The organism is Mycobacterium sp. M23085, from assembly GCF_045343915.1.
Taxonomy (GTDB): domain Bacteria; phylum Actinomycetota; class Actinomycetes; order Mycobacteriales; family Mycobacteriaceae; genus Mycobacterium.
This window is the reverse complement of sequence record NZ_CP174280.1, coordinates 4,753,228-4,776,160: the sequence shown is the minus strand read 5'-3', so window position 1 is coordinate 4,776,160 and position 22,933 is coordinate 4,753,228. Positions and strand designations below refer to the sequence as shown.

Here is a 22,933-nt window from a genome sequence, read left to right as displayed (position 1 = left end):
ACGTCATCCGGCGGTCACCTGGTAGGCCTCGCCATCACCGAGTCGCGAATCCGGGTTGAGCAGCATCGCCGCCTCCTGACGCTTCTCCGACCCGTCGTGGTCGAAACGACGGTTCGGCGGCCGCTCGTACATCGGCGGGCCGCCGGCGATCGCCGAGGCCAGCCGACGCTGACCGGCCAGCAGGCGCGCATCCGCCCGCTGCTGGTACTCCGCGCGCTGCTTCGGGTCGAGCGCGGCGACGAACGCCTGCGGGTGCACCAGCGCGACCAGACCCGAAACATGGCCGAACCCAAGGCTGGTCACCAAGCCGGCCTTCAGCGGGAACTTCTCCCCGAGCCGCAGCGTCTCGCGCACCCACACGAAGTGGGCCGAGCCGGCCAGTTCGTCGTCGACGCAATCCAGGCTGCGGTTGGGCGGGATCACCCCGTCGCGCAGCATCTGGCACAGCCCCATCATCTGGAAGACCGCCGCGCCGCCCTTGGCGTGCCCGGTGAGGCTCTTCTGCGACACCACGAACAGCGGAGCACCCACTGAACGACCGAGCGAATCGGCGAGCCGCTCGTGCAGTTCGGTCTCGTTGGGATCGTTGGCCAGAGTGGACGTGTCGTGCTTGGAGATCACTGCGATGTCGTCGGCACCGACACCCAGCTTGGCCAGCGACCGCGCCAGCGCCGAATCCTTGCCACCGCGGCCGGCGCCCAGCGCGCCCAGGCCCGGGGCCGGGATGGAGGTGTGCACGCCGTCGGCAAACGACTGGGCATAGGCCACCACGGCCAGCACCGGCAGGCCCATCTTGAGCGCCAGGTCGCCGCGGGCCAACAGGATGGTGCCACCGCCCTGCGCCTCGAGGAATCCCAGCCGGCGACGATCGTTGGGCCGGGAGAACTTCGAGTCGTGGATGCCGCGGTCCCGCATCATGCCGGTGTCGGCGGTGGCGGCCATGTCACCGAAGCCGATGATGGCTTCCAGTGTCAGGTCGTCGAATCCGCCGGCGACCACCAGTTCGGCCTTGCCGAGACGGATCTTGTCCACGGCCTCCTCGACCGACACCGCCGCGGTCGCGCACGCGCCCACCGGGTGGATCATCGCGCCGTAGCTGCCGACGTAACTCTGAATGACGTGCGCGGCAACGACATTCGGCAAGACTTCCTGCAGGATGTCGTTCGGCTTGTTCCGGCCGAGCAGGTTGCCGTGATACATCGTCTGCATCGACGTCATGCCACCCATGCCGGTGCCCTGCGTGCTGGCCACCAGGCCCGGGTGCACCCAGCGCATCAACTCGGCCGGGGTGAATCCCGAAGACAGGAACGCGTCGACGGTCGCGACGATGTTCCACAACGCCACCCGGTCGGTCGAGCTGGCCATGTCCTGGCTGATGCCGAACACGGTCGGGTCGAACCCGGTCGGGATCTGTGCACCGACGGTCCGCGACAGCTTTGTCTTTCGCGGCACCCGGATCTCGGTGCCGGCCTTGCGGACGACCTGCCAGTCGGTGGAGTCGGGGACGGGCCGGATGATCGTGTGTTCCGGATCGAACTCGACGAACGCGCGCGCGTCGGCCTCCGAGGACACCACGAACGCGAAGTCCTTATCCAGGAACACCGACACCAGCAGCGGGGACGCGTGATCGGGGTCGATCGCGCCGTCGTCGACGAACTCGCGGATACCGCAGCGCTCTACGACGATGTCGTGGTAGCGCTCGACCAGCTCGGACTCGTCGACCAGATCACCGGATTGTGTGTCGTACCAACCCGGCTGGGGGTCGTCCTCCCAGCGGATCAGGCCGGTCGTCCAGGCCAGCTCCAGGACGCCCGCGGCCGAGAGTTCGTTGTCGACTTCCATCTCGAAGCGGGTCCGCGACGAGCCGTAGGGGCCCAGTTCCGCGCCACCGACGATGACCACCAGGTCGGCCGGGTCGACGTCGAGGTCGGCCCACTCCGGCGGTGGTGCCGGGGTGAAGCTGCGCGGCGGGGATGGCAGCGCGGCGATGGTGCCGTCGGCCGCGGAGGCGTCGGCCTCCTCACCCGACGCCGAGGTGGCCTGCTCACGGGCCTTGGCGGCCAGCTCCGCCATGTCGAGGTTCACCTCGCCCAGGCCGCCGGTCAGGTCCGCCTTGATCGGCGCACCGGCCGCGGCCACCTTGGACTCGATGTCGCAGAGGGACAGCAGCATCGCCGCCATCTCGTCGGTCGAGTACGTGGTGACGCCGGCCTCCTCGACCGCGTCGACAATGGCGTCGTTGTGGCCCATCAGGCCGGTGCCGCGGGTCCAGCCGATCAGCGCGTGCGCCAGGCTGACCCGGTCCGCCCACGACGACTCGGCGTGCCAACGGGTCACCAGGGCGTCCAGCGCCGACTTGGCTTCGCCGTAAGCGCCGTCACCGCCGAACATTCCGCGGTTCGGCGAACCCGGCAGCACCACGTGCAGCCGCGACGCGATGTCGCGCTCGGCGCCGATCTTCGACATCCCGCCGATCAACCGCTGCACCGCCCATAGCAGCACCTTCATCTCCATCTCGGAGCGAGAGCCGGCCTCGGACAGGTCGCCCGCCACCCGCGGTGCGGCGAACGGGAACAGCAATGTCGGTGTCTGCGCGTCCTTGATGTGAATCGACTGTGGCCCAAGGCTTTCGGTTTGCTCGGTGCCCACCCACTCGACGAGCGCATCGATGTCGGAGTAGGACGCCATGTTGGCCGCGACCACCCAGAGCGCCGCCCCGAACCGGGCATGGTCGCGGTAGAGCCCGCGGTAGAACGCCAGCCGCTCGTCGTCGAGCTTGGACGTCGTGGCGATGACGGTGGCGCCGCCGTCGAGCAGTCGCCCGACGACCGACGCCGCGATCGAGCCCTTGGAAGCGCCCGTCACCACCGCGACCTCGTGGCTGTAGGGGCCGGGGTCCGGGTTCTCCGCGCCGGCCGCGATGCGGCCGTACAGCGATGCGTGGATCTGACGGCCGGCGGACAGGGCCTTGCCCTGCCACCAGGTGGCCTGGGTGGCCACCACATGGCCTGCGCCCTCGAACCTTTCGGACAGCTCCACCCACCGGGCGTCGATATCGCCCTCGTCGGTCAGCCAGAGCTTGACCAGGTCTTCGCGGGCACTGGCCCAGCGGTCGTCGAACAACACGGCCTTCTTCGGCTCGAACGCCGGAGCCACCAGCCGTGGCCAGTCGGCACCGAGTTCGGTGGTCACCAGATCGATGAGCTCGGCATCGGTGGCCGCCGGCGAAACGCTGACCGGGTCGTCCAGGCCCAGCTGGTTCAGCACCAGGCGCGCCGCCGAGGCCAGCACGCCGTCGCGACCGGTGATCTGGTCGGTGAATTCGCCCAGTGCGGCAGCGTCGATGGTCGCACCGCCGCCGCCGCCCGACGATGGCAGGGCCACCGCGATGCCACGACGCGCCGCGACGGACGCCACCGCGGCATCGATAGCCTTGTCGACGGCGGCGGCGTCGGCCAGTGCGCCCTCGTGCAGGTGGCCCATGGCGCCGCCCCGGACACTGGTGCCCTCGCGGGTTCCCAGCGCGACCTCGACGGTGACGTGCTTGGCCCAACCGTCGCCGAGCTCCCAGACCTTCTTGACCCGCTCCGCAATGGCCGCGGGCCGCTTACCCGACGGCCCCAGCACCGTGCGCAGCTGGTCGTTGATCGCGTCGGAAAGCACTGGGCCGTAAGGCTTGTAGGTGCGCGCCAGCTTGGTCACCTGCGCGCGCAGCCCGGCCAGGTCGGCTTCGGCGGCGCCGTCGATGGCGCCCAGGTTCAGCTCCGAACCCAGGTCCACCAGCAGCTGGTTGCGTCGCGACGACGCACCGTCGGTGATGGATTCGATGGAGTCCAGCTCCTCGATCTGGTCGATGCGCATCTTGGCGGACAGCGCGATCAGCGCCAGCGTGGCGTCGGCGGCATCGAACCCGATGTCGTCCGGCCGGGCCGCACCCGACGGAGCGGTCGGCGCGGCGGGGGTCGCCGGTGCGGAAACCGCCGCTTCCGGTGCCGACGCACTCTCGGTGGGCGCGGCCGGCTCGTCCTCCGGCTCCGGCTCGGGGTCGGTGTCGGTGGCGAACAGCACCGCCGCGTCGCGCTCGGCGTTGAGCACTTCCACTGTGCTGTGCGCGTATTCGGGCAGCTTGAGGGTGTTGGTGGCCAGGCCCGCGACGGTCGGCGCGGACTTCACACCGATCTCCACGAACCGCTCCACACCCAGGCCGCCGGCGGCCTCTTCGGTGAACAGCAGGTCCTGGGTTTCGATCCAGCGCACCGGGCTGGCGAATTGCCATGCCAGCAGCTCGATCAGGACGATGCGTGCCATCTCGATGCGGCGCTCAGCAAGCCAGGTGTCGTAGTCGGCCAGGATCGGGTCGAGCGGCTCCGCCGGCACCAGGTCGCGGATCTCCTGGATGAAGTCGCGGTCCAGGGTGAACGGACGCGGCACCAGGTTGGGGATGTAGCGCCCGATGATGACGTCAGGATCCTTGTCGCGCGGCATGACTCGGTCGAGGGACCGACGGAACTCCGCCACACCGACTCGCAGCACCCGGGAGTGGAACGGCACGTCGATGCCGGGCACCAGGATGAAGGAGCGCTTTCCGCCGGTGATCTCGCGGCGCCGCTCCACCTCTTCCTCGAGCGCTTCCAGGCCGCGCACCGTGCCGGCGATCGCGTACTGCGAACCGCGCAGGTTGAAGTTGACGATCTCCAGGAACTCGCCTGTGCGCTCGGCGATTTCCGCGACAAACGCGGGAACCTCGTCGTCGGGCAGGTCGATCTGCGACGGCCGAATGGCCGCCAGCCGGTAATTGGACCGGCCCAGCTCGTCCCGCGGCACGATGTCGTGCATCTTCGATCCGCGGTGAAACACCGTCTCCAGCAGGGCTTCCAGCTCGTAGATGCCCGTCACGCAGGCCAGCGCGGTGTACTCGCCGACGGAGTGACCGCAGGCGATCGCATCCTCGACGAAGGCGCCCTGCTCACGCATCTCGGCGACCTGCGCCGCGGCCACCGTGGCCATCGCGACCTGGGTGAACTGCGTCAGGTACAGCACGCCCTCGGGGTGGTTGTAGTGCACACCGCTGGCGATGATGCTGGTCGGGTTGTCACGCACCACGTGCAGCACCGAGAAGCCCAACGTGTCGCGGGTGAACTTGTCGGCCTTGTCCCACACCTTGCGGGCGGCCTTGGACCGGGCCCGGACGTCCATGCCCATGCCCTTGTGCTGAATGCCCTGACCGGGGAACGCGTAGACGGTGTGCGGCGCCGCCAGACGAGCCGTCGCCGACATCACCAGATCGGCACCGATCTTGGCTGTGACCTCCAAAACCTCTGCACCCTGGTCGATTCCGACACGGTCGACCCGGAATGCGACCTCGTCGCCGGGACGCACCATGCCCAGGAAACGCGCGGTCCAGCCGATCAGCCGTGCCGGCGGGCGGGCCTGACCATCGGTGGCGGTCACCGCGTGCTGGGCGGCGGCCGACAGCCACATGCCGTGCACGATGGGCGATTCCAGGCCGGCCAGCAGCGCGGCGGCGCGATCGGTGTGAATGGGGTTGTGGTCACCGGAGACCACCGCGAATGGGCGCATGTCGACCGGCGCGGTGATGGTGACGTCGCGGCGACGGCGGCGCGGGGTGTCGGTCGCGTTCTGCGAGACCGCGCCACCGGCGCGCGTCGGGTCGGTCAGTTCGGCGGATCCGGTGCGGCCCAGGATGGCGAAGCGCTCATCGAGGGTGGCGACCACCTGGCCGTCGGGGTCGGCGATGGTGACCGAGACCGGCACGACGCGTCCCATGTCCGTGTCGATGGCCGCCGAAGCCGTTGCGGTGATTGTCAATTGCGACCGGTTCTTCGGCAGCTTGCCGACCATGTGGGCGGCGTGATCCAGATGCACCAGGCTCAGCAGGCCCTCGATGACCGGGACGCCGGCGTCGGTGACGGCCGAGCCGATCGCGGAGAAGACGGCGGGCCAGCACGGTCCGACGAGCGCGTCGGGAACGGTGCTGAGGCTGGGCGCCAACGGTTCTCCGAAGGTGGCCGTGACACCGGTGTGGTCGGCGACCCGCTCGGGGTCCCAGTCCACCGTGACGGTGGCGGTTCCGTCGGTGACCGGGGGCAAGAACTCCGGACCGTCGACCCCGGCCGCGATGGCCAGCACCGCACGCATGGCGGTGGTGGCGTCCTCGGTGGAGACCACCGGGGTAGCTCCGTCAACGGTGTTGGGCGGCAATGTGAATGGGATGTCGATCCAGCTGCCCGACACCGGGACACTGAGCACTACGCGGTCCCCGTCGACCTGCAGTCGCGCACCCGTGGACGAATGCGTGGCGCGGCGGCTCTCAGGTCCGTCATGCACCAGCCAGTCGGAGGGATCGGCGATCCGGTGGACCGGGTTTGTCGCGGTGCGGCCGGCCCACCGTACGTCGGGGGCGTCCAGCACGACGGCCAGCGGCCCGGTCACGTCGGCGCGGCCCGTGCGGCGTGACGTGACGGGCTTGGGCTCCAAGCCGGCGGCGAGCGCCTCGTCGATGGCCGCCTGCTCGAAGCGGTCCAGCAGTTCGCCGACGGGCTCGTCCATCCGGGTGATGCCGGCGACGGCCGCGGTACCCGGAATGATGCACACCTGATCGGCGTCGTAGCGCGCGTCGTGGGCCTGCCACAGCGAATCGCTGCGCCACCAGCGGCGCACATCCTTGTCGATCACCGGCACGAAGTTGACCGGCTTGCCCACCAGCTTGCACAGCGTGACGAAGAACGGGACATCGGCCGGGTGCAACTGCACGCGCTCAGCGTCGGGGTAGTGCGCCAACAGGGCGGCGATGGCCTCGGAAGAATTGTCCAGCAGCCGCGCGCCGGCATCGGAGGAGCCGTCGAACAGCGTCTCGATGGGGCCGAAATCCTGTGCATGCAAACGTGCCTCGGCCCGTTGCAGCATCTGCTCGAAACGGTCGCGCCAGGTGTCGGCCAGCCACGGGCTGCCCGGTGCGGCGGTGTCGGCGGTGGAATCGCCGTCGCCGATGGACAATTCGACGTAGCGCTGCAACCACTGCAGGTAGGTCATCTCACCGACGTCGCCGAAGTATGGCTTGGCGGTTTTGGCCATCGCCGCGATGATCTCGTCACGGCGCTCGGCGACGGCGTCCGCGTCACCGGCAACCTCGTCGAGGAGCCGACCGCACCGCGAGGCGCTGTTGTCGATTTCGTGGATATCCGCACCGAGCTGGCTGCGGCTGGAAGCCATGCCGCCCGAAGCTTTTCCGGCGCCGATCCACTGATCGGTGCCCTGGGTTTCGACCAGCATCCGCTTGACCGACGGCGATGTGGTGGCCTCCTTGGCCGCCATCGCCGCGGTGCCAACCAGGATGCCGTCGATCGGCATCAGCGGGAAGCCGTAGGCCTGTGCCCAACGCCCGGAAAGGTATTCGGCCGCCCGCTCCGGCGTGCCGATGCCGCCGCCGACGCAGACGGTGATGTTGGAGCGCGACCGCAGTTCGGAGTAGGTCGCCAGCAGCAGGTCGTCGAGGTCTTCCCAGGAGTGGTGGCCGCCGGCGCGTCCACCTTCGATGTGCGCGATCACCGGTTTGGTGGACACCTCGGTCGCGATGCGGATGACCGAGCGGATCTGTTCGACGGTGCCGGGCTTGAAGACGACGTGACTGATACCGACCTCGCCCAGCTCCTCGATCAGTTCGACGGCCTCCTCCAGGTCCGGGATGCCGGCGCTGATCACCAGGCCGTCGATCGCCGCGCCGGACTGACGCGCCTTCTGCACCAGCCGCTTGCCGCCCACCTGCAGCTTCCACAGGTATGGGTCCAGGAACAGCGCGTTGAATTGGTAGGTGCGTCCGTCCTCCAGCAGCTCGGACAGCTGCTGGACGCGGTCGGCGAAGATCTCCTCGGTGACCTGCCCGCCGCCGGCCAGCTCGGCCCAGTGCCCGGCGTTGGCCGCGGCGGCAACGATCTTTGCGTCGACCGTGGTCGGGGTCATGCCGGCCAGCAGGATCGGCGAGCGGCCGGTCAGGCGGGTGAACTTCGTCGAGAGCTTCACCCTGCCGTCCGGCAGGCGAACCAGCGTCGGCGCGTAGCTCGACCAGGCCCGCGCCACCTCGGGGACGGCGCCGACGGTGAACAGGTTGCGCTGCCCGCCGCGGGTCGCCGCGGGCACGATGCCCACACCGAGGCCCCGGATCACCGGCGCGGTCAGCCGGGTCAGGATGTCGCCCGGGCCCAGGTCGAGAATCCAGCGAGCACCGGCGTCGTTGACCCGGGTGATCTCCTCGACCCAGTCGACCGGACGCACCAGGATCGACTCGGTCAGTTGCCGGGCCAGCTCGACGTCCAGGCCGACCTTCTCGGCCCAGCTGCCGACGATGTCGATCCCGTCGGCCAGCCGGGGTGTGTGGAAGCCCACCTCGACCTGCACCGGGTCGAACACCGGCGAGAAGACGTCGCCGCCGCGCAGCTTGTTCTTCCGGTCGGCCTCTTCCTTCTCCGAGATCTGCTGGCAATACAGCTCGAAGCGGGACAGCTGTTCCGGGGTCCCGGTGATGACGACCGAGCGGCGGCCGTTGCGGATGGACAACACGGGCGGCAGCACTGTGCGCACGTCCTGCGCGAACTCGTCGAGCAGCCGGCCGATGCGGTCGGGATCGGCATTGGTGACCGACACCATCGGCGGACGGTCGCCAAGGACCGAAATGCCGCGCCGGCGGGCCACCAGGGTCCCGGCCGCTCCGATCAGCTGGGCCAGCGCCAGCAGCTCGACGTCGCGGGCGCCGCCGGCCTTCAGCGCCTCGACGGCGAGCACGCCCTGGGAATGCCCGGCGACAGCCACCGGCGGGGTGGCGTTCAGGTCCATGCCTTGGCGTGCCAGGGCGCGCACGGCCGCGATCTGGGTGAGCAGCACGCCCGGGATGGACACCGCGGCCGAGGTCAGGTGCTTGTCGGAGGGGACCGGGTCCTCGGCCGCCAGCGCGCGCACCCACGTCAGCGGCTCGAAGCCGATCGGGCGGACCACGACGAGGTCCTTGGCCACCGGCTCGAGGAGCAGGTTGACCTCACCGACCAGCGTTGCCAGCTCGGACTCGATGCCGGCCGACGACACCAGTTCTTCGAGGGTCTCCAGCCAGGCGCTGCCCTGGCCGCCGAATGCCACGGCGTACGGCTCGCCGGCCGTCAGGCGGTCGACCAGAGCGTGGGTGTCCCCGGCGTGTGGGTGCCTGCCGCCCTGCGGGCCTTGGCCGTCGCGGTCAGCGGACACCCGATCGTGCTCGTGGATCGTCACCTTTTCTGTCTCCCCTGTATGCGTCTTTAGGTCTCGTTCGTCTGGCGGTCACCGCCGCCGGGCGGGGTTCTGTCGATGCGGCGTGGTTCGGCGTCGAATCACAGCCGGGATACGGCTGGCCGGTGTGTTGTCGGCGGACCGCCCGACTGGTGCCGAGCGGCGCGACGGACTCCATCGGCTGTACTAAGAGTGTCATAAGGATCGGCCCTGGTTTCGCGAGCTGATCGGTTACTGGTGAGTTCTACGCATGGGTAACCGTGTCCTGGGTAACACGCGGTTTGACCGTCGGCACGGACCGGGTTACCAAACCCGCTGCATGCAGGTGGTTACGGTCGAGTAGCTACAACTGTGCAGATCAAGGCAGTCTTGTTATCGAATCGTTACATAAATTTTTTGAGCCGCGGAGTGCCGTCGCGGCGCGGTCACCGGCCGATGACGGCGATCGCTCGCCCGCGCCCGGCCGGAAAACCAGCGAACGAGTGTTTGCTGGAATTTTAAGAATGGGAGTCTCGGCGGGGCCGGACGCCGACATGCGGCGCTAGGCCCACTGGCCGAATTCGGGCTTGAGGATCTCGTTGATGTCCACACCGACACCACCGACGCTGCGTTTGTCGATTTCAACCTGGTGCAAATTGGCCGCCGGGTGGGCGTACCCCTTGGGCGAGCCCCAGTTGTGCTGCCAGAAGTAAGAGCCCAACCCATCGTGCAGTGCCCAGTCGATGGTTTTCGAATTGGCGTACACGCCTGTGCGCTGATGACCAATCACCGACTCCCATGACCGCAGGTAGGGCGCCACCTGGCTCTTGTACTGCTCATAGGAGGGATCGTCGTCGATCGAGGCATAGATGGGGGCGCTGGCGGGGCCACCTGCCGCGGCGTGCAGTTGCATCCCGCGCTGCGCGTGCTGCAGGCCGGCGCTGGCACCGCCCAGCCAGTCCGCGGTGCTGGCCTTGCCGTACTGATAGCAGGACACGATCTTCAGTCCGTTGCTATTGAGGTCGCGCGCTTCGGCGACCTGAAGGGGCTTGCCCAGCATCCAGTTGCCGCCCGGACGGCGATCCGACACGTACCGAATGGACCCGACCGCGCCGGCGGCCCGGATCTGGCTGGCCGGAATGACACCGGCCGCATAGTCGAGCAGGGTGCCGAGCGACGCCGATGCCGGCGCGGCGCTCAGTGACTCACCCGCGACGCCCAGGCCCAGCAGGGCCGGGGTGGCAGCCGCGAATTTGAGCAGGTCGCGTCGCGAAACGGATGGCACAAGCCACAGGGTACGACAAAAACCCCATATGACACATTGATCACACTCGTCACATGTGCATCACAGTGCCGCGTCGCTCGTTTGAACGGGTTGGCGCGCGGGCAGCACGATGACGCTGACGGCTTCCACCCCGCGTCGAGCGGTCTGCCGGGCGATCTCCTCGATGAAGCGGGCGGCCGCCGGGCTGATCGATCCCGCCCAGGCGCGAAACCCCTGCACGATCACCGGGTCGCGTTCCAGCAGCGGTTGCACGCCCCGCAACACGCCGACGACGTCATCGGGCAGCGGGTCGGCCAACTGCTGGTCAATCCACCCGCGCGCCAGTTGTCCCGCGGCCGCATCGTCATCGCCCAACGCGATCACGTCGGCGGCCAAGTCGCGCAACCGATCGAACAGCACCTGGTGGCCCCGCGTCTCGGCCAATTCCGACAGCAGGGTGCTGGCCGCGGTCGGCAGCACCATCTGGCCGAACAGGGCGGGGACCGGTAGGTCCCACTCGTCGAATAAGCCGGCGTACATCGCGGCGACGGGCGCCGGCAGAGGGGCGCTGAGCCGCCCGATCACCCCGATGCTGTCGCGGTGCGTGGTCGCCAGCCGGTGCAGAATCGCCTCGTTGAGGTCCGCGTCGCCGCACTCGGTGGCCGCATCGATGGCGCGAATCAGTTGGTCGAGTCGCTCCCGTTGCTGGATCAGCAGCGCGCGGTGCTGGTCGAGCAGGCCGGCCAGCGTGCTGTGCCCGCCCTCGATCAACCGCTGGATGTCATTGATACCGACGCCGAGGCTGCGCATCAGGTCTATGCGCAACAAGTCGAGGACCTGTTCGACGTCGAAGGTGCGATAGCCGTTGGGCAGGTGTTGCGCGTGCAGCAATCCGATTTTCTCGTAATGGCGAATACGGCCGGAAGCGATGCCGGTCAAGGCCGTGACGTCGCCGATCAGCAACTGCTCAGCCACACCTTGACCTTACAACTGTCGCAAGGTCTGTACTGGGCGGATGAGACACGACCAGCTTGTCGACCTGATGCGGCGTGGGTTGAAGTTGGCGCGGGACAAGACGACCGATCTCGCAGCGGCCCAGCACACGGTCGACGCGCGTGACTACACGAGTATCGAGCGGCACAACCTGGATCGGGCCTTGTTGCTGGCCAGTCCGCAGTTGGTCGGCTATGTGTCGGAACTTCCTGCCCCTGGGACGTATTGCACCAAGACGGTGATGGGGCGGTCCATTCTGTTGACCCGCACCTCAGAGGGAACGGTGAAGGCGTTCAACAACGTGTGTCTGCACCGGCAGTCGCAGGTGGTGTCGGGATGCGGCGTGGCCGGGCGGTTCACCTGCCCCTACCACGCCTGGACCTACGACAACAGCGGGCGCTTGGTGGCACTTCCGGGGCGCGAGGGGTTCCCCGAGGTGACGATCAAATCCGATGGACTGACTGAACTTCCGGCTACCGAGTTCGCTGGATTCCTCTGGGTCGCATTGGATCCCGGAGCGACCCTGGACGTGGCCGACCACCTGGGTCCGCTGGCCGAGGAACTCGACTCGTGGGGAATCGGGCGCTGGTCCCCGCTGGGCGAGAAGGTGCTGCACTCAGACATCAACTGGAAGCTGGCGGTCGACACCTTCTCCGAGAACTACCATTTCGCCACGGTTCATCGGCAGACCTTCGCCACCATCGCACGCAGCAATTGCACGCTGTTCGACTCCTACGGTCCGCACCACCGGCTGATCTTCCCGCTCAACACCATCCTGGAGCTCGACGACGTGCCCGAGGATCAGTGGAATCCGTTTCACAACTTGGTGGTGATCTATGCGCTGTTCCCCAACATCGTGCTGTCGGTGACCGTAGCCAACGGTGAGCTGTTCCGGATCTACCCCGGGGATCGGCCCGGCAGGTCGATCACCTTCCACCAGAACGCAACACCGCAGGACCTCTCCGATGAATCGGTGGCCGCCGGCGTCCAAGCCGTCTTCGACTATGCGCACGCCACCGTGCGCGACGAGGATTACCGACTGGCCGAGGGGCTGCAAGCCAATCTCGAGTCGGGCGCCCGCGAGCACCTGGTGTTCGGGCGCAACGAGCCGGGGTTGCAGCATCGCCACATCACGTGGGCCCGTGCGCTGGACCAGTCAGCTGACGTCGGCTGACAGCACCGCGATCAGATCGTCGAGAAGCTTTGCCAGCGTGTCGTTTTCGACAGGCGCCGAGCTGAACAGCAGCTCAACGGCATCCTTGCGCCGGCCGGCAGCGACCAGCGGCGCGACCTGATCCACCATGGTCTGCAACCCGGGCTCCGGAGGTGTCAGATTCGCGACGGTGGTGGACAGCACGTCGACGAGTTCCCAATCCCGGTACAGCGCCAGCGAGCGCTCGTTGAATGCGAAGCCGGTCACGGGTTTTCCCCACATGGTCCCTTGATAGCGGTAGGGGCCCTCCATGTACTCGATGGGCAGGCCGTGCGCAGGGGCCGCCACCAAGGGTTCGCCGACGAGGTCCAGTTGCAGTGTGGGACAAGTGATCCGGTGCCGGTCTGGCAGGTACCGGGCCGGGGCGGGCGGCCGGACCAGGGGTCGCATGGCCTCCGGCCATCGCACGTAGCTGCTGACCGTGACCTCGATGTCCTCGGCACATTCCGGCGCAATAGCGGGGTCTGGGTGGCTTGTCGTGACGCCGGTAAAAGGCTGCAGCGCATTGCCCTTGGTGCGATCGAACTGGCGCCAGATGCTCAGGTCGACGCCGTTATCGAAGTTGATCGTTCGCCATTCGTGCGACCGGGCCCGGGGGTCTCCCCCGGATCCCCCGCCGCCGGCGTATTTGGGGAACCACTGCCGATCGACGTGCCCGCTGGCGCCGGACACCTGCTGGACCACGTCTCCCCAGCGCAGCGTGCCGGTCATCGCCATGCCGGTCTGGAAATAGGAGTAGGTGTCGCTTTGCCCGAAGCAGACAATCTTTCCGTTGTACGTCGACGCACCCACCGGTGTCGGTGCGCGCGTTGGTGTTACAGCCAGATCCAGTCGCATCGGCCGACCGGACTGGTCCGTTCCGACCAGGCTGACCCGGTAGGTGTAGGGCAGCAGTTCGCCGTCGCCGTTGCGGCTGGTCGTCCAAGAGGCGGTTCCCGCGCTGCTGTGGTAGCTGATGTCCAGATGGCCGCGCGCCATCGTGAGCTTGCGCTGGGCGCCGGGTTCCATATTGGCCGGCGGCATGTCGTAGTCGGTGAAGGTGCCGTAGTCGCCGGTATCGAGGTCGAACAGCGCCAGCGTGTAGAAGTCCGCGACGACCGTTCCGCCGGGCCGGTTCTTGTTGAAAATGGTCAGGAAGGCCAAGGATCGGTCGGTCTCGGCGGCGTCGAGCTGGCCGGCGATGAACCAGGTGTCGGACTCTTGATCGGGGTGTTCGCCTTCGGCGGCGGGAAACTCCAACTGGCTGTCGCCGGGCACCAACTGAAACGGGTAACTGCGCCAATCGCTGGTCATATCGGGCCTCGCTGCTTTTTTCGCTATGTTAGCGTGAATAGCGACATTGCGGTCGCGGTCCGATCCCCTGAGGAAGTGCCCCGATGACAGAGACTTCCGGCCATCGCTCCTATAACGAGGTGTTTATCGGGGGCCAGTGGCGCAAGCCCGCCAATCCCCAGCAGCTCGCCGTGATCTCGCCGCACTCCGAAGAGCCGGTCGGGCATGTTCAGGTCGCGGGCCCCGAGGATGTCGATGCCGCCGTCGCGGCCGCACGACACGCCTTCGATCACGGCCCGTGGCCACGGATGAGCCACGCCGATCGGATGGCCAAGGTCGAACAGCTCGCCGGTATCTACGCCGGCCACGCCGACGAGATGGCCGACCTCATCACCGACGAGATGGGCTCGCCGCGTAGCTTCAGCCGCATGGGCCAGGGGGCGGCCGCCGCCGCGCTGATCCACCTTTCGCTGGCCGCCGCCCGTGAGTTCCCGTGGCAAGAACGCCGCCAGGGGGTGCTCGGCGAAGTCCACCTGCGCAGGGCCCCCGTCGGGGTGGTCGCTGCGATTGTGCCGTGGAACGTGCCGCAATTTCTGATCATGCCCAAGCTGATCCCGGCGCTGATCGCGGGTTGCACGGTCATCATCAAGCCGGCGCCCGAAACACCTTTAGACGCTTTGTGGTTGGCCGAGATGATCGAGCAGATCGGGCTGCCCGAAGGCGTGGTGTCGGTGCTGCCCGGCGGCCCCGAGATCGGTGAGGCGCTGGTCCGCCACCCCGGGGTGGACAAGGTCGCGTTCACCGGTTCCAGTGCCGTCGGCCGCCGGATCGCCGCGCTGTGTGGCGAGCAGCTGAAGCGGGTGAGCTTGGAGCTGGGCGGGAAGTCCGCGGCGATCATCCTCGACGACGCCGACATCGGTAAGACCGTGGCCGGGCTGAAGTCCGCGGGGCTGATGAACAACGGTCAGGCCTGTGTCGCGCAGACCCGGATCCTGGTCAGCGACCGCAAACACGACGAGGTCGTCGATGCGCTGGCCGACATGATGTCGGCGCTGAACGTCGGTGACCCGGCCGACGAGTCGACGGACATCGGACCGCTTGTGGCGCAACGACAACAGCGCCGCGTCCAGGAGTACATCAAGTCGGGCCGCAGCGAAGGAGCTCGCGTCGTGCTCGGTGGCGAGCAGAGCCCGTCCGACCGCGGCTGGTATGTGCAACCGACGCTGTTCGCCGACGCCACCAACGACATGCGCATCGCCCGCGAGGAGATTTTCGGTCCGGTGCTGACGGTGCTGCGCTACCGCGACGAGGACGACGCGATCCGCATCGCCAACGAGACCGACTACGGCCTGGCCGGTTCGGTGTGGACCGCCGACATCGAACACGGCCTGGACGTGGCGGCCGCCGTCCGCACCGGCACCTATGGCATCAACATGTACACCCTGGACATCGGCGCACCGTTCGGCGGCTTCAAGCAGTCCGGCATCGGCCGCGAATTCGGGCCCGAGGGGCTGCACGAGTACGTCGAGCTGCAGACGCTGATCTGCAAGGGCCAGCTGCCACCGCTATAGGGTTTGCGGTCGTCACGACGCGCCAAGGCGGGCGGGCACGTGAGAAGCCTTTCGTACATATCGATGCCGTCGCTCACCATGGAGCATCGAATGTGAATTGCCCTGTGTATTGACGTGGTTGAGCTTGAAATCCATTGCCCGCTAGTGACCGCGTTAGTTGTTTGTCGGTGGTGGCTGTGGCTAAAAGGGCGTGTACCACCACCAGTCGGCGCGCTCGCCGGTCGGTCCCGGGCATGGTGGCACCGCGGGCGGGGGTTGAGTGGGTGGGCGTGCCAGTGATCCCGGGCTCAGCAACCGGCCGGCGCTGTCGGTGACCACAAGTTCGCTCGCGGCTCCGTTGATGGTGATGAGGCCACGATGGTGCAACCGGTGATGGTAAGGGCAGACCAGCACCAGGTTGGCCAACTCCGTTGGGCCGCCGTCTTCCCAGTGCCGGATGTGATGGGCGTGCAGACCCCGGGTGGCCCCACAGCCCGGAACCGCGCACACCCGGTCGCGGTACTCCAGCGCGCGGCGCAGCCGCGGGCTGATCAGCCGCGTCGCCCGCCCGCCACCAATGACCTCACCGTACCGTTCGAACCACACCTCGCAGGTGGCATCACAGGTCAGGTATCGCCGTTCGGCATCGGACAGCAGCGGACCCAGATGCAGCTCCGCGGCGCGTTTTTCAACGTCGACATGCACCACCACGGTAGTCTGATGCCCGTGAGGGCGGCGGGTCGCCTCGGCGTCCCACCCATCCTCCACCAAGCGCATGAACGCTTCGACAGTGCCCGGCAACGGCGGCAGCTGATCGCAGGCGCGGTCGCCATTGTCGCGATCGCGCTTCCATTCGGCGATCAGCGCATCACGATGAGATGCCAACGCCGCGTCGAACTTCGCCGCATCGAGGTGCGGAAGTTTGATCCGCCAACAGCTGCCCTCATCGTCGCAGGTCTTGGTGATCGAGGCCTGCGGTTCAAGCGCCTCTGGCCGGGACTGGGGTTCGGATCGCGGCTCCAGCTTGACCGCGGTACGCAGCTGGTTAACCGTCGCAACCGAGGCAAGCTGTGCGTAATGCTCATCAGAACCCTGCCCAGCCCGCGCCGCAATCACCCCAACCTGGTCCAGCGACAGCCGGCCCTCCCGCATGCCCTGAGCGCAGCGCGGAAACTCTTGCAGCCGGCCCGCGATGGTGCTGATCGTGTGCGCATTGGCCGATGACGAACCCAGCTTCCAGGCAACCAACGCCGGCACCGACCGCGCCCCGGTCATCCCGCACAATTCGTCGCGATCGATCTCGGCCACGATCTCCACGATGCGCCCATCAATCGCATTGCGCTGACCCGTCAGTTCCGCCAGCTCCTCGAACAACACCGCAAGACGCTCGGCGGGAGTCAGCATCACCGGAGACGATGCGGTCGAAGACATGACGCCATCATCGCAGTTACCACCGACAAGAATGGCCGTCCGTTCCCCGGCTGAACGACAACAAATCCGCCGAACCGCCGGCACACCTCCAAGCGCCGTTCGCCTACGTCATCGGCCGCCCGAGGACTCTGGTACCTGCAAGGTGAGCTGGACCGGGCAGCACAGCGCGCCATGCTGATTGGTCACCTGGATTTCGATGTCGACCAGACAGCGCGGCGGGTCCACCGAGGTGTCCCGGCGTTTCGCCACTGCGCGGCCCCGGCCGATCATCGTGTCGCCGGCGTACACCGACCCGGTCAGCCGCATCGACCGGCGCACCACCCGGGACCGTGGGCCCGCCCAGTCAGTCGCGACGCGGTCGGCGAACCCCGCCAGGTGCATGGTGTTGACGTAGATCGTCGGATTGCCTTGGGCTGTAGCGTAATTCGGATCGAAATGGCCGGGAAAGTAGTCCCAGGTCGCACCGGCGTTCTCCACCACCCGCTGGTAGCTGATGTGGTCGACAACTTCCGGTAGCTCCGCCGGCACCCTGATCTGGTTCCAGTCCAGGCCGTCGCCCGTCACGACGACGCTCCGGGAGTGAACCGGAACAAGGTATTGCGGCAGGTGGCCACCACCGTCCCGTCCTGTCGGCGAAAGGTCTCCAGCGTCTCGACGAAATGGCCGACCCCCAGCCGCGTCCGCTTTTCCGGCGACACCGAAACCAACTCGTCGACGACGGTCAGCACATCGCCCTCGACGATGGGCTGCGGAAACTCAACCTCGTTGGCGGCGTTGATGAATGTGGTACCGGGCAACGGCACCCGCAGGGCGATCAACGTAGCCTTCTCCCTACCCCCGGGCTGCCACGGAGGTGCGATCAGCCAGCCCATCAACAGCGCCGGCGGTGCCAGCAGACCTCCCCAGTGCTGCCGGGCGAATCCAGGGTCCCAATACGAGCGATTGCCGTCCCGGACCAGCGCGGCGAACAACTGGATGCGTGCGGCGCTGACCGCCGTGGCCGCGGTGCGGGGCTCACTTTTTGCCCCGACCATCCGCAGCGCATCCTCGTAGGTGCCGAAGGCCAGCCGCTGGCTGAAATCCTGATCCACGTAGCGGTGTCGCTCACATGACGAGCGGATGCCGACTCGGTACCGAATCCCATTCCAGCACACGGGAAGTGAAGTACCAGCCGCCGCGCTCGTAGATCAGCTTGTCCTTGAATGTCCCGGTGGCCCGCAGCGCGATGTCGCCGAACATGCTGGCGAACAGCACGACGACACAATGCTGGACCGCATCGACGCCGTCGACTTTGATCTCGTGGTCGACGGTGATCATTCGCTGTCCATCGCCGCCGTCAAAGGCCGCGTTCAGATCGTCGAACAGTTCGCCGTCGCGGGTGTAGCTGGCCCCGGAATGGCGGAAGGTCGCTATCCAGCGCTTGCGGCTGCCGTCCGAATAGGCCCGATTGTGCCGGGCATTGAGGTCCAGGATGGCAGCGCGGCTCGTCGCGGCTTCGAGGAACTGTTCTTGCTGATAGGTCAGGGTCATCTGCTCTCCACGCTCTCTCGAAAAACGACGGACAATGCGCCTGATGTAACGCTAACGTAACTCAGCGACGAACGACATAACCATGTTGTTCCCGGTCCCATGCGGCATCACTTATGCCGCGGTTTCGCAACAGATCTTTACGCACTCGACCGATGACGTTCCTCGGGAGTTCATCGACCGTCTGCACGTATCGCGGCAGGCAGAAGTACGGCATCCGGGCCGCGCAGAAGTCGAGCAACTCCCCGCAATCCAGTGTGGCGCCGGGCCGCAACGCGATCACCACCAACACATCGTCCTCACCCAACTCGCTGGGCACGCCGACCGCGGCGGCCTCCGCCACCGCGGGATGGCGCATGACAACGCTCTCCACTTCGACCGAGGAGATATTTTCACCGCGCCGACGCAACGCATCCTTGATTCGGTCCACATAGGTCAGGTTCTGATCGTCATCGAGCCGCCCGAGATCACCGGTGCGAAACCACTCCGGATGCGGCTTCAGCTGCGAATCCGCGCCCACGTAACCCTCGCTCATCACGTGCGGATATCGTGGGCGACAGGCGATCTCACCCACCGTGTCGGCGGGCAGCGGGTTTCCGACCTGGTCAAGGATCCGGACGTCGAAATCGGGGTTCAGCCGTCCCGAGGTTCCGGGGATCCCCTTGTCGGCCAGCGCTTTGACCGCGATGGGAAACGCCTCGGTGAGCCCGTACATCGTGACGATGCGGCAGCCGTAACGCTTTTCGATGTCATGGTAGGAGTTCGCATCGATCGGCGCGGCGGAGATGAACCGCAGCGGCAGCCGTGCATCGTCCGGTTCCGGAGGCAGGTTCTGCAGCATGGAGACCATCGCCCCGGCGCCGGCAAACCCGACGGCACCGCGGGCGCGTACGTCGCCCCACACCTCGGCGGGGTGAAAAGCCCCCGCCAGCACGGTTGTTGCGCCCACCAGCATGGGCGCCAATATGCTGGGGGCGGCGCTGAGGTGAAACAGCGGCATCGCCGTCCACAGCACCTCGCCCTGCTGGAATTCCCAGGCCGTTGCGACGGTCGCGGCCACCGAAAACAGGTAGTGCCACGTCGTGGCGACCGCCTTGGACGGGCCGGTGGTGCCCGACGTGTAGAACAAGCAGCCGAGGTCGCCGGGCCGCGCCCGGCTGTCGGCGGGTGTGCCGTCGGTACTGAGGCTCAGCGTCGCCGTCAGTGTATCGTCTTGTACCACAATGTTTCTCAGGGTGTCCACCGCATCGGCTGCCTCGGCGGCGCGGGGGCGGCGTTCGGCGTCGGTCAGCATCACCTTGGCCTGTGACAGCCGAAGGGCGTGGAGCAGAAAGTCGCCCTTGTTCGCGGCGTTGATCGCCGCGCTCACCGCCCCGATTCGCGCGGCGCCCAGCCAAAAGTACACCCATTCCGGACAGGTGCCGGTGAACAACGCGACGCGGTCGCCCCGTCCGACGCCCAAGTCGGTCAACATGTTTGCCGCCGCGCAGGACCGCTGACGCATCTGCTCGAAGGTCACGTCGACGCCGGCGATCGACATCATCACCCGATCGGGGTACTGCTGCGCGCGGCGATCGAGTACGGCCGGCACGGTGAAACTGTCGACGCCGTAATCGGAGGGGCGCACCGGCCCACTGCGGTCAGCGCACATCAGGCTGCTTGGCCGTGATCAAGCTTGGGCGGCCGCCGGGTCGGGCTCGCCATCGGCGCCGTAGCCGAAGTCGGAGGGCGACGGCCGCTCGCCGGGGTAGAAGCGATGCGCCCACCGGCGAAGGGCCGCGTAGTCGTGCGCCTCCTCGGGAGCCAGGTTCGGCTTCTCCAGGTATTTCATGTTCTCCCAGGTGAAGAAGTCTTGCTTGATGACCTCTTGCTGCAGGGCGAGGAACCGGGCGGCACGGCCGGTGGGCACGTCACCGCTGTCGCCAGGTTCACGTACGGAAGCCTGGGTGTAGAAGTAATCGGTGTAGTCCTCGTCGACCGGCGTCTGGCCGGTGACCTGCACGGTGGCCACCAGTTCGCTCGGGAAGCGCACCACGCCCAGGCCCAGCGAGTAGTTGTCGTAGATGATCTTGGCGTCGACCGGACCGTTGGGGGTCAGCCACGTCTGCGCCCGGCCCCCACCGAAATGGGCGTTGACCGTGGCGTGCAGGTGATAGCCGGCCACCTCGAACGACGCCGTGGTGGCCGGATTGGCGGCCTTGTGTACGTACTGAACGTGGTACGGGTCAGCGGCGTTCTCGATGATCATCTGCGGATGCACCTTGACGCGGTTGAGCATCTGGGTGTGCGGGTGCAGCGGGTAGTACTCGTTGGTCTCCAGTTCCGGCAGCACCGGCGGCCGCCAGTACGGCGCCCGGCCGTGCCGCTCGTGCCAGGCCAGGATGAAGCCGTACCACTCCATGCTCGGATAGGTCCGGATGCGGACGTTGTTCTTGCAGCCGATCTTGCTGTAGGGAATCAGCGCGTTGGTTCCGTCGCCGTGCCACTGCCAGCCGTGCCAGGGGCAGACGATGTTCTCGCCTTGCACGGTGCCGCCGACGCCGAGGTTCGCGCCCAGGTGCTGGCAGTATGCGTCCATCACGTGGACGTGGCCCGACTCGGTGCGGAACAGCACCAAGTCCTCACCGAAGTAGTGCGCGCGCCTGACCTGCCCCGGACCCAGATCGGTGCCGAACGCGACTATGAACCAGCCCGTCGGGAAGCGGTAGGTCGACAGCGCTATGCCGCCCGGCCCGAACTCCCGTTCCGAAGGGTCGGATTCTGGAATCGTATTCGTCACAAGAACTCCGTTTCCCACGCGGCCGGGCGCATCTGGGCCGCTCTTACCTCACCGCGTTTCGACGACTAAAGTCTATTTTTACTATTTTAGACATTGAACGTCAACGCGGCGCCGGACGGCCGTCGCGTGCAGCCCGAGCCAACGGGGGTTCGCATGACCGCTGCTGCAGTGGATCTTTCCGATTTTGCTTTGTGGCGTAACGGTTTTCCCGACGAGGTGTTCGCGGACTTGCGGCGCACCAGGCCGCTTTTCAAGCACGACCTGACCCCGGGTGTCGCCGACACCGTACAGCGCCAATTCTGGGTCGCCACCAAACACCGTCATGCCGTCCGCCTGCACCGCGACACCGAGTCGTTCACCGCGGCCGACGGTCCGCTCATTCAGCCGGTCGCGATGTTCTCGTCATTCCCGACGATCATCACGCTGGACCCGCCGGAGCTGAACAAGCGCCGCAAACTGATCTCCAACGCCTTCAATCCGCGTGCGATCGCCAAGCTGGAGAACGGCATCCGGGCGCGTGCCGCGGGGATGATCGACGGCCTGCTCGCGCACGGCGGTGGAGACTGGATCGAGGACGTCGCCGACGCGTTGCCGATGACGGTCATCGGCGACATCATCGGCATCCCGGAGGAGGACCGGCCGCGCATATTCGACATCTTCGACCGGATCCTGAAGGCGCTTGCGCCCGAGGCGCGCCCGAGCGGGCAGGTGGAACTCGATCTCTTCGGCTCGGTGTTCGCCTACGCGATGGAACTCACCGCCGAGAAGCGGCGCAACCCGACCGATGACATCTGGAGCACGCTGGCGTCCGCGGTGATCACCGGTGACGACGGCAAGGAGTTCAGCCTGCCCGAAAACGAACTCGAGTTCTTCTTCTTCGTGCTGGCGTTCGCCGGCAGCGACACCACCAAAAACGCACTGGCCATCGGGTTGCAGGCATTCGTCGCCAATCCCGAGCAGATGGACCGCTATCGCGAGCGGGCAGACCTGCGGGCCGGCGCCGTCGAGGAGGTGTTGCGCTGGGCGTCACCGGTGGCCTACTGGACGCGCACCGCAAAGGTCGACGTGGAGATGGATGGCCAGCGCATCGCCGAGGGCGACCGCGTGGTGTCGACGCTGCGTTCGGCCAACCGCGACGAGGAGGTCTTCGAGTCCCCGTTCACCTTCGACATCGGTCGGCAGCCCAACCCGCACGTGGCGTTCGGGGGCGGCGGGCCGCATCACTGCCTGGGCGCGATGCTGGCCCGGGCGGAGCTCCGCGCGGTCCTGGACGAGCTGCTGCTGCGCTGCGACGACATCGAGATCGGTCCGGCGAAGGTTGCCCACCCGAACCTGACCACCAACATGTCGATCTACGACCAGATGGCCATCTCGCTGTCCGAGCGGCGCTGAGGCCGCCGGCGCCTGCACATCGACGCGCCGGTGGCAGCGCAACTCGAGTGCTCGTCAGTCCTGCAGACGCAACGCGGCCTTGGGACATTGGTCCACCGCTGCCCGCACATCGATTTCCAGCCGCGGTGGCACCGGGCCGTCCGCGATCTGCACGACGTCCTCATCGCCCAACTCGAACACTTCCGGCGCAAGCGATTCGCAGAAGCCGTTGGCCTCGCACAGGTTTTCATCGACAGTTACGCGCATCAGATGCCCTCCAC

The 22,933-nt window shown here is 67.2% G+C and carries 14 protein-coding genes; 3 read left to right on the top strand and 11 right to left on the bottom strand.

Annotated elements, in window-relative coordinates; genetic code table 11:
• Nucleotides 1-3: 3 nt before the first annotated feature.
• The 3 genes from ACIUM1_RS22470 to ACIUM1_RS22460 form a co-directional block, all read right to left on the bottom strand.
• Nucleotides 4-9,276, bottom strand: coding sequence for a fatty acid synthase subunit beta domain-containing protein (locus tag ACIUM1_RS22470; protein ID WP_406814737.1), 9,273 nt, complete (start codon nucleotides 9,274-9,276; stop codon nucleotides 4-6).
• 538 nt (nucleotides 9,277-9,814) lie between these two features.
• Nucleotides 9,815-10,537 (bottom strand): DUF1906 domain-containing protein, encoded by a 723-nt coding sequence (locus ACIUM1_RS22465; RefSeq protein WP_406814736.1) that lies wholly within the window; start codon nucleotides 10,535-10,537, stop codon nucleotides 9,815-9,817.
• Between the two features lie 60 nt (nucleotides 10,538-10,597).
• A complete protein-coding gene (locus ACIUM1_RS22460; RefSeq protein ID WP_406814735.1) occupies nucleotides 10,598-11,491 on the bottom strand; it encodes a MerR family transcriptional regulator in 894 nt (297 codons plus the stop codon).
• A gap of 40 nt (nucleotides 11,492-11,531) precedes the next feature.
• Here ACIUM1_RS22460 and ACIUM1_RS22455 point away from each other — a divergent pair, with 40 nt between their 5' ends.
• Complete coding sequence (locus tag ACIUM1_RS22455) at nucleotides 11,532-12,683, top strand: aromatic ring-hydroxylating dioxygenase subunit alpha (protein ID WP_406814734.1); 1,152 nt, start codon at nucleotides 11,532-11,534, stop codon at nucleotides 12,681-12,683.
• On the opposite strand, the gene ACIUM1_RS22450 is transcribed toward ACIUM1_RS22455, so the two are convergent.
• The gene (locus ACIUM1_RS22450; protein WP_406814733.1) at nucleotides 12,666-14,015 is read right to left on the bottom strand and encodes a secreted hydrolase; all 1,350 of its coding nucleotides are present in this window, start codon (nucleotides 14,013-14,015) and stop codon (nucleotides 12,666-12,668) included. The two genes, ACIUM1_RS22455 and ACIUM1_RS22450, sit on opposite strands and share 18 nt — an antisense overlap.
• Before the next feature lie 83 nt (nucleotides 14,016-14,098).
• Here ACIUM1_RS22450 and ACIUM1_RS22445 point away from each other — a divergent pair, with 83 nt between their 5' ends.
• Nucleotides 14,099-15,565 carry an aldehyde dehydrogenase gene (locus ACIUM1_RS22445; RefSeq protein WP_406814732.1) on the top strand — a complete coding sequence of 489 codons (1,467 nt, stop codon included), beginning with the start codon at nucleotides 14,099-14,101 and terminating at the stop codon, nucleotides 15,563-15,565.
• Nucleotides 15,566-15,745: 180 nt separating this feature from the next.
• Here the strand turns inward: ACIUM1_RS22445 and ACIUM1_RS22440 are convergent, their stop codons facing one another.
• From ACIUM1_RS22440 to ACIUM1_RS22415, 6 genes are all read right to left on the bottom strand, one after another.
• The gene (locus ACIUM1_RS22440) at nucleotides 15,746-16,975 is read right to left on the bottom strand and encodes an HNH endonuclease signature motif containing protein (protein WP_406814730.1); all 1,230 of its coding nucleotides are present in this window, start codon (nucleotides 16,973-16,975) and stop codon (nucleotides 15,746-15,748) included.
• A 108-nt stretch (nucleotides 16,976-17,083) separates the two neighbouring features.
• Complete coding sequence (locus ACIUM1_RS22435) at nucleotides 17,084-17,539, bottom strand: MaoC/PaaZ C-terminal domain-containing protein (protein ID WP_406814729.1); 456 nt, start codon at nucleotides 17,537-17,539, stop codon at nucleotides 17,084-17,086.
• Nucleotides 17,536-18,066 (bottom strand): MaoC family dehydratase, encoded by a 531-nt coding sequence (locus ACIUM1_RS22430; RefSeq protein ID WP_406814728.1) that lies wholly within the window; start codon nucleotides 18,064-18,066, stop codon nucleotides 17,536-17,538. The genes ACIUM1_RS22435 and ACIUM1_RS22430 overlap by 4 nt, the downstream gene beginning before the upstream one ends.
• 13 nt (nucleotides 18,067-18,079) lie before the next feature.
• A complete protein-coding gene (locus ACIUM1_RS22425) occupies nucleotides 18,080-18,505 on the bottom strand; it encodes a nuclear transport factor 2 family protein (RefSeq protein WP_406814727.1) in 426 nt (141 codons plus the stop codon).
• Nucleotides 18,506-18,566: 61 nt separating this feature from the next.
• Nucleotides 18,567-20,153: an AMP-binding protein gene (locus tag ACIUM1_RS22420; RefSeq protein ID WP_406814726.1), complete on the bottom strand. Its 1,587-nt coding sequence runs from the start codon at nucleotides 20,151-20,153 to the stop codon at nucleotides 18,567-18,569.
• Nucleotides 20,154-20,171: 18 nt separating this feature from the next.
• Entirely contained in the window at nucleotides 20,172-21,281 is a 1,110-nt protein-coding gene (locus ACIUM1_RS22415; RefSeq protein WP_406814725.1) for an aromatic ring-hydroxylating dioxygenase subunit alpha, read from the bottom strand.
• 93 nt (nucleotides 21,282-21,374) lie between these two features.
• On the opposite strand from ACIUM1_RS22415, the gene ACIUM1_RS22410 reads away from it, so the two are divergent.
• Nucleotides 21,375-22,673: a cytochrome P450 gene (locus tag ACIUM1_RS22410; RefSeq protein WP_406814724.1), complete on the top strand. Its 1,299-nt coding sequence runs from the start codon at nucleotides 21,375-21,377 to the stop codon at nucleotides 22,671-22,673.
• Between the two features lie 54 nt (nucleotides 22,674-22,727).
• Here ACIUM1_RS22410 and ACIUM1_RS22405 read toward each other — a convergent pair whose 3' ends face one another.
• Nucleotides 22,728-22,919, bottom strand: a complete 192-nt coding sequence (locus ACIUM1_RS22405; RefSeq protein ID WP_064884705.1) for a ferredoxin — start codon at nucleotides 22,917-22,919, stop codon at nucleotides 22,728-22,730.
• Between the last annotated feature and the right edge of the window lie 14 nt (nucleotides 22,920-22,933).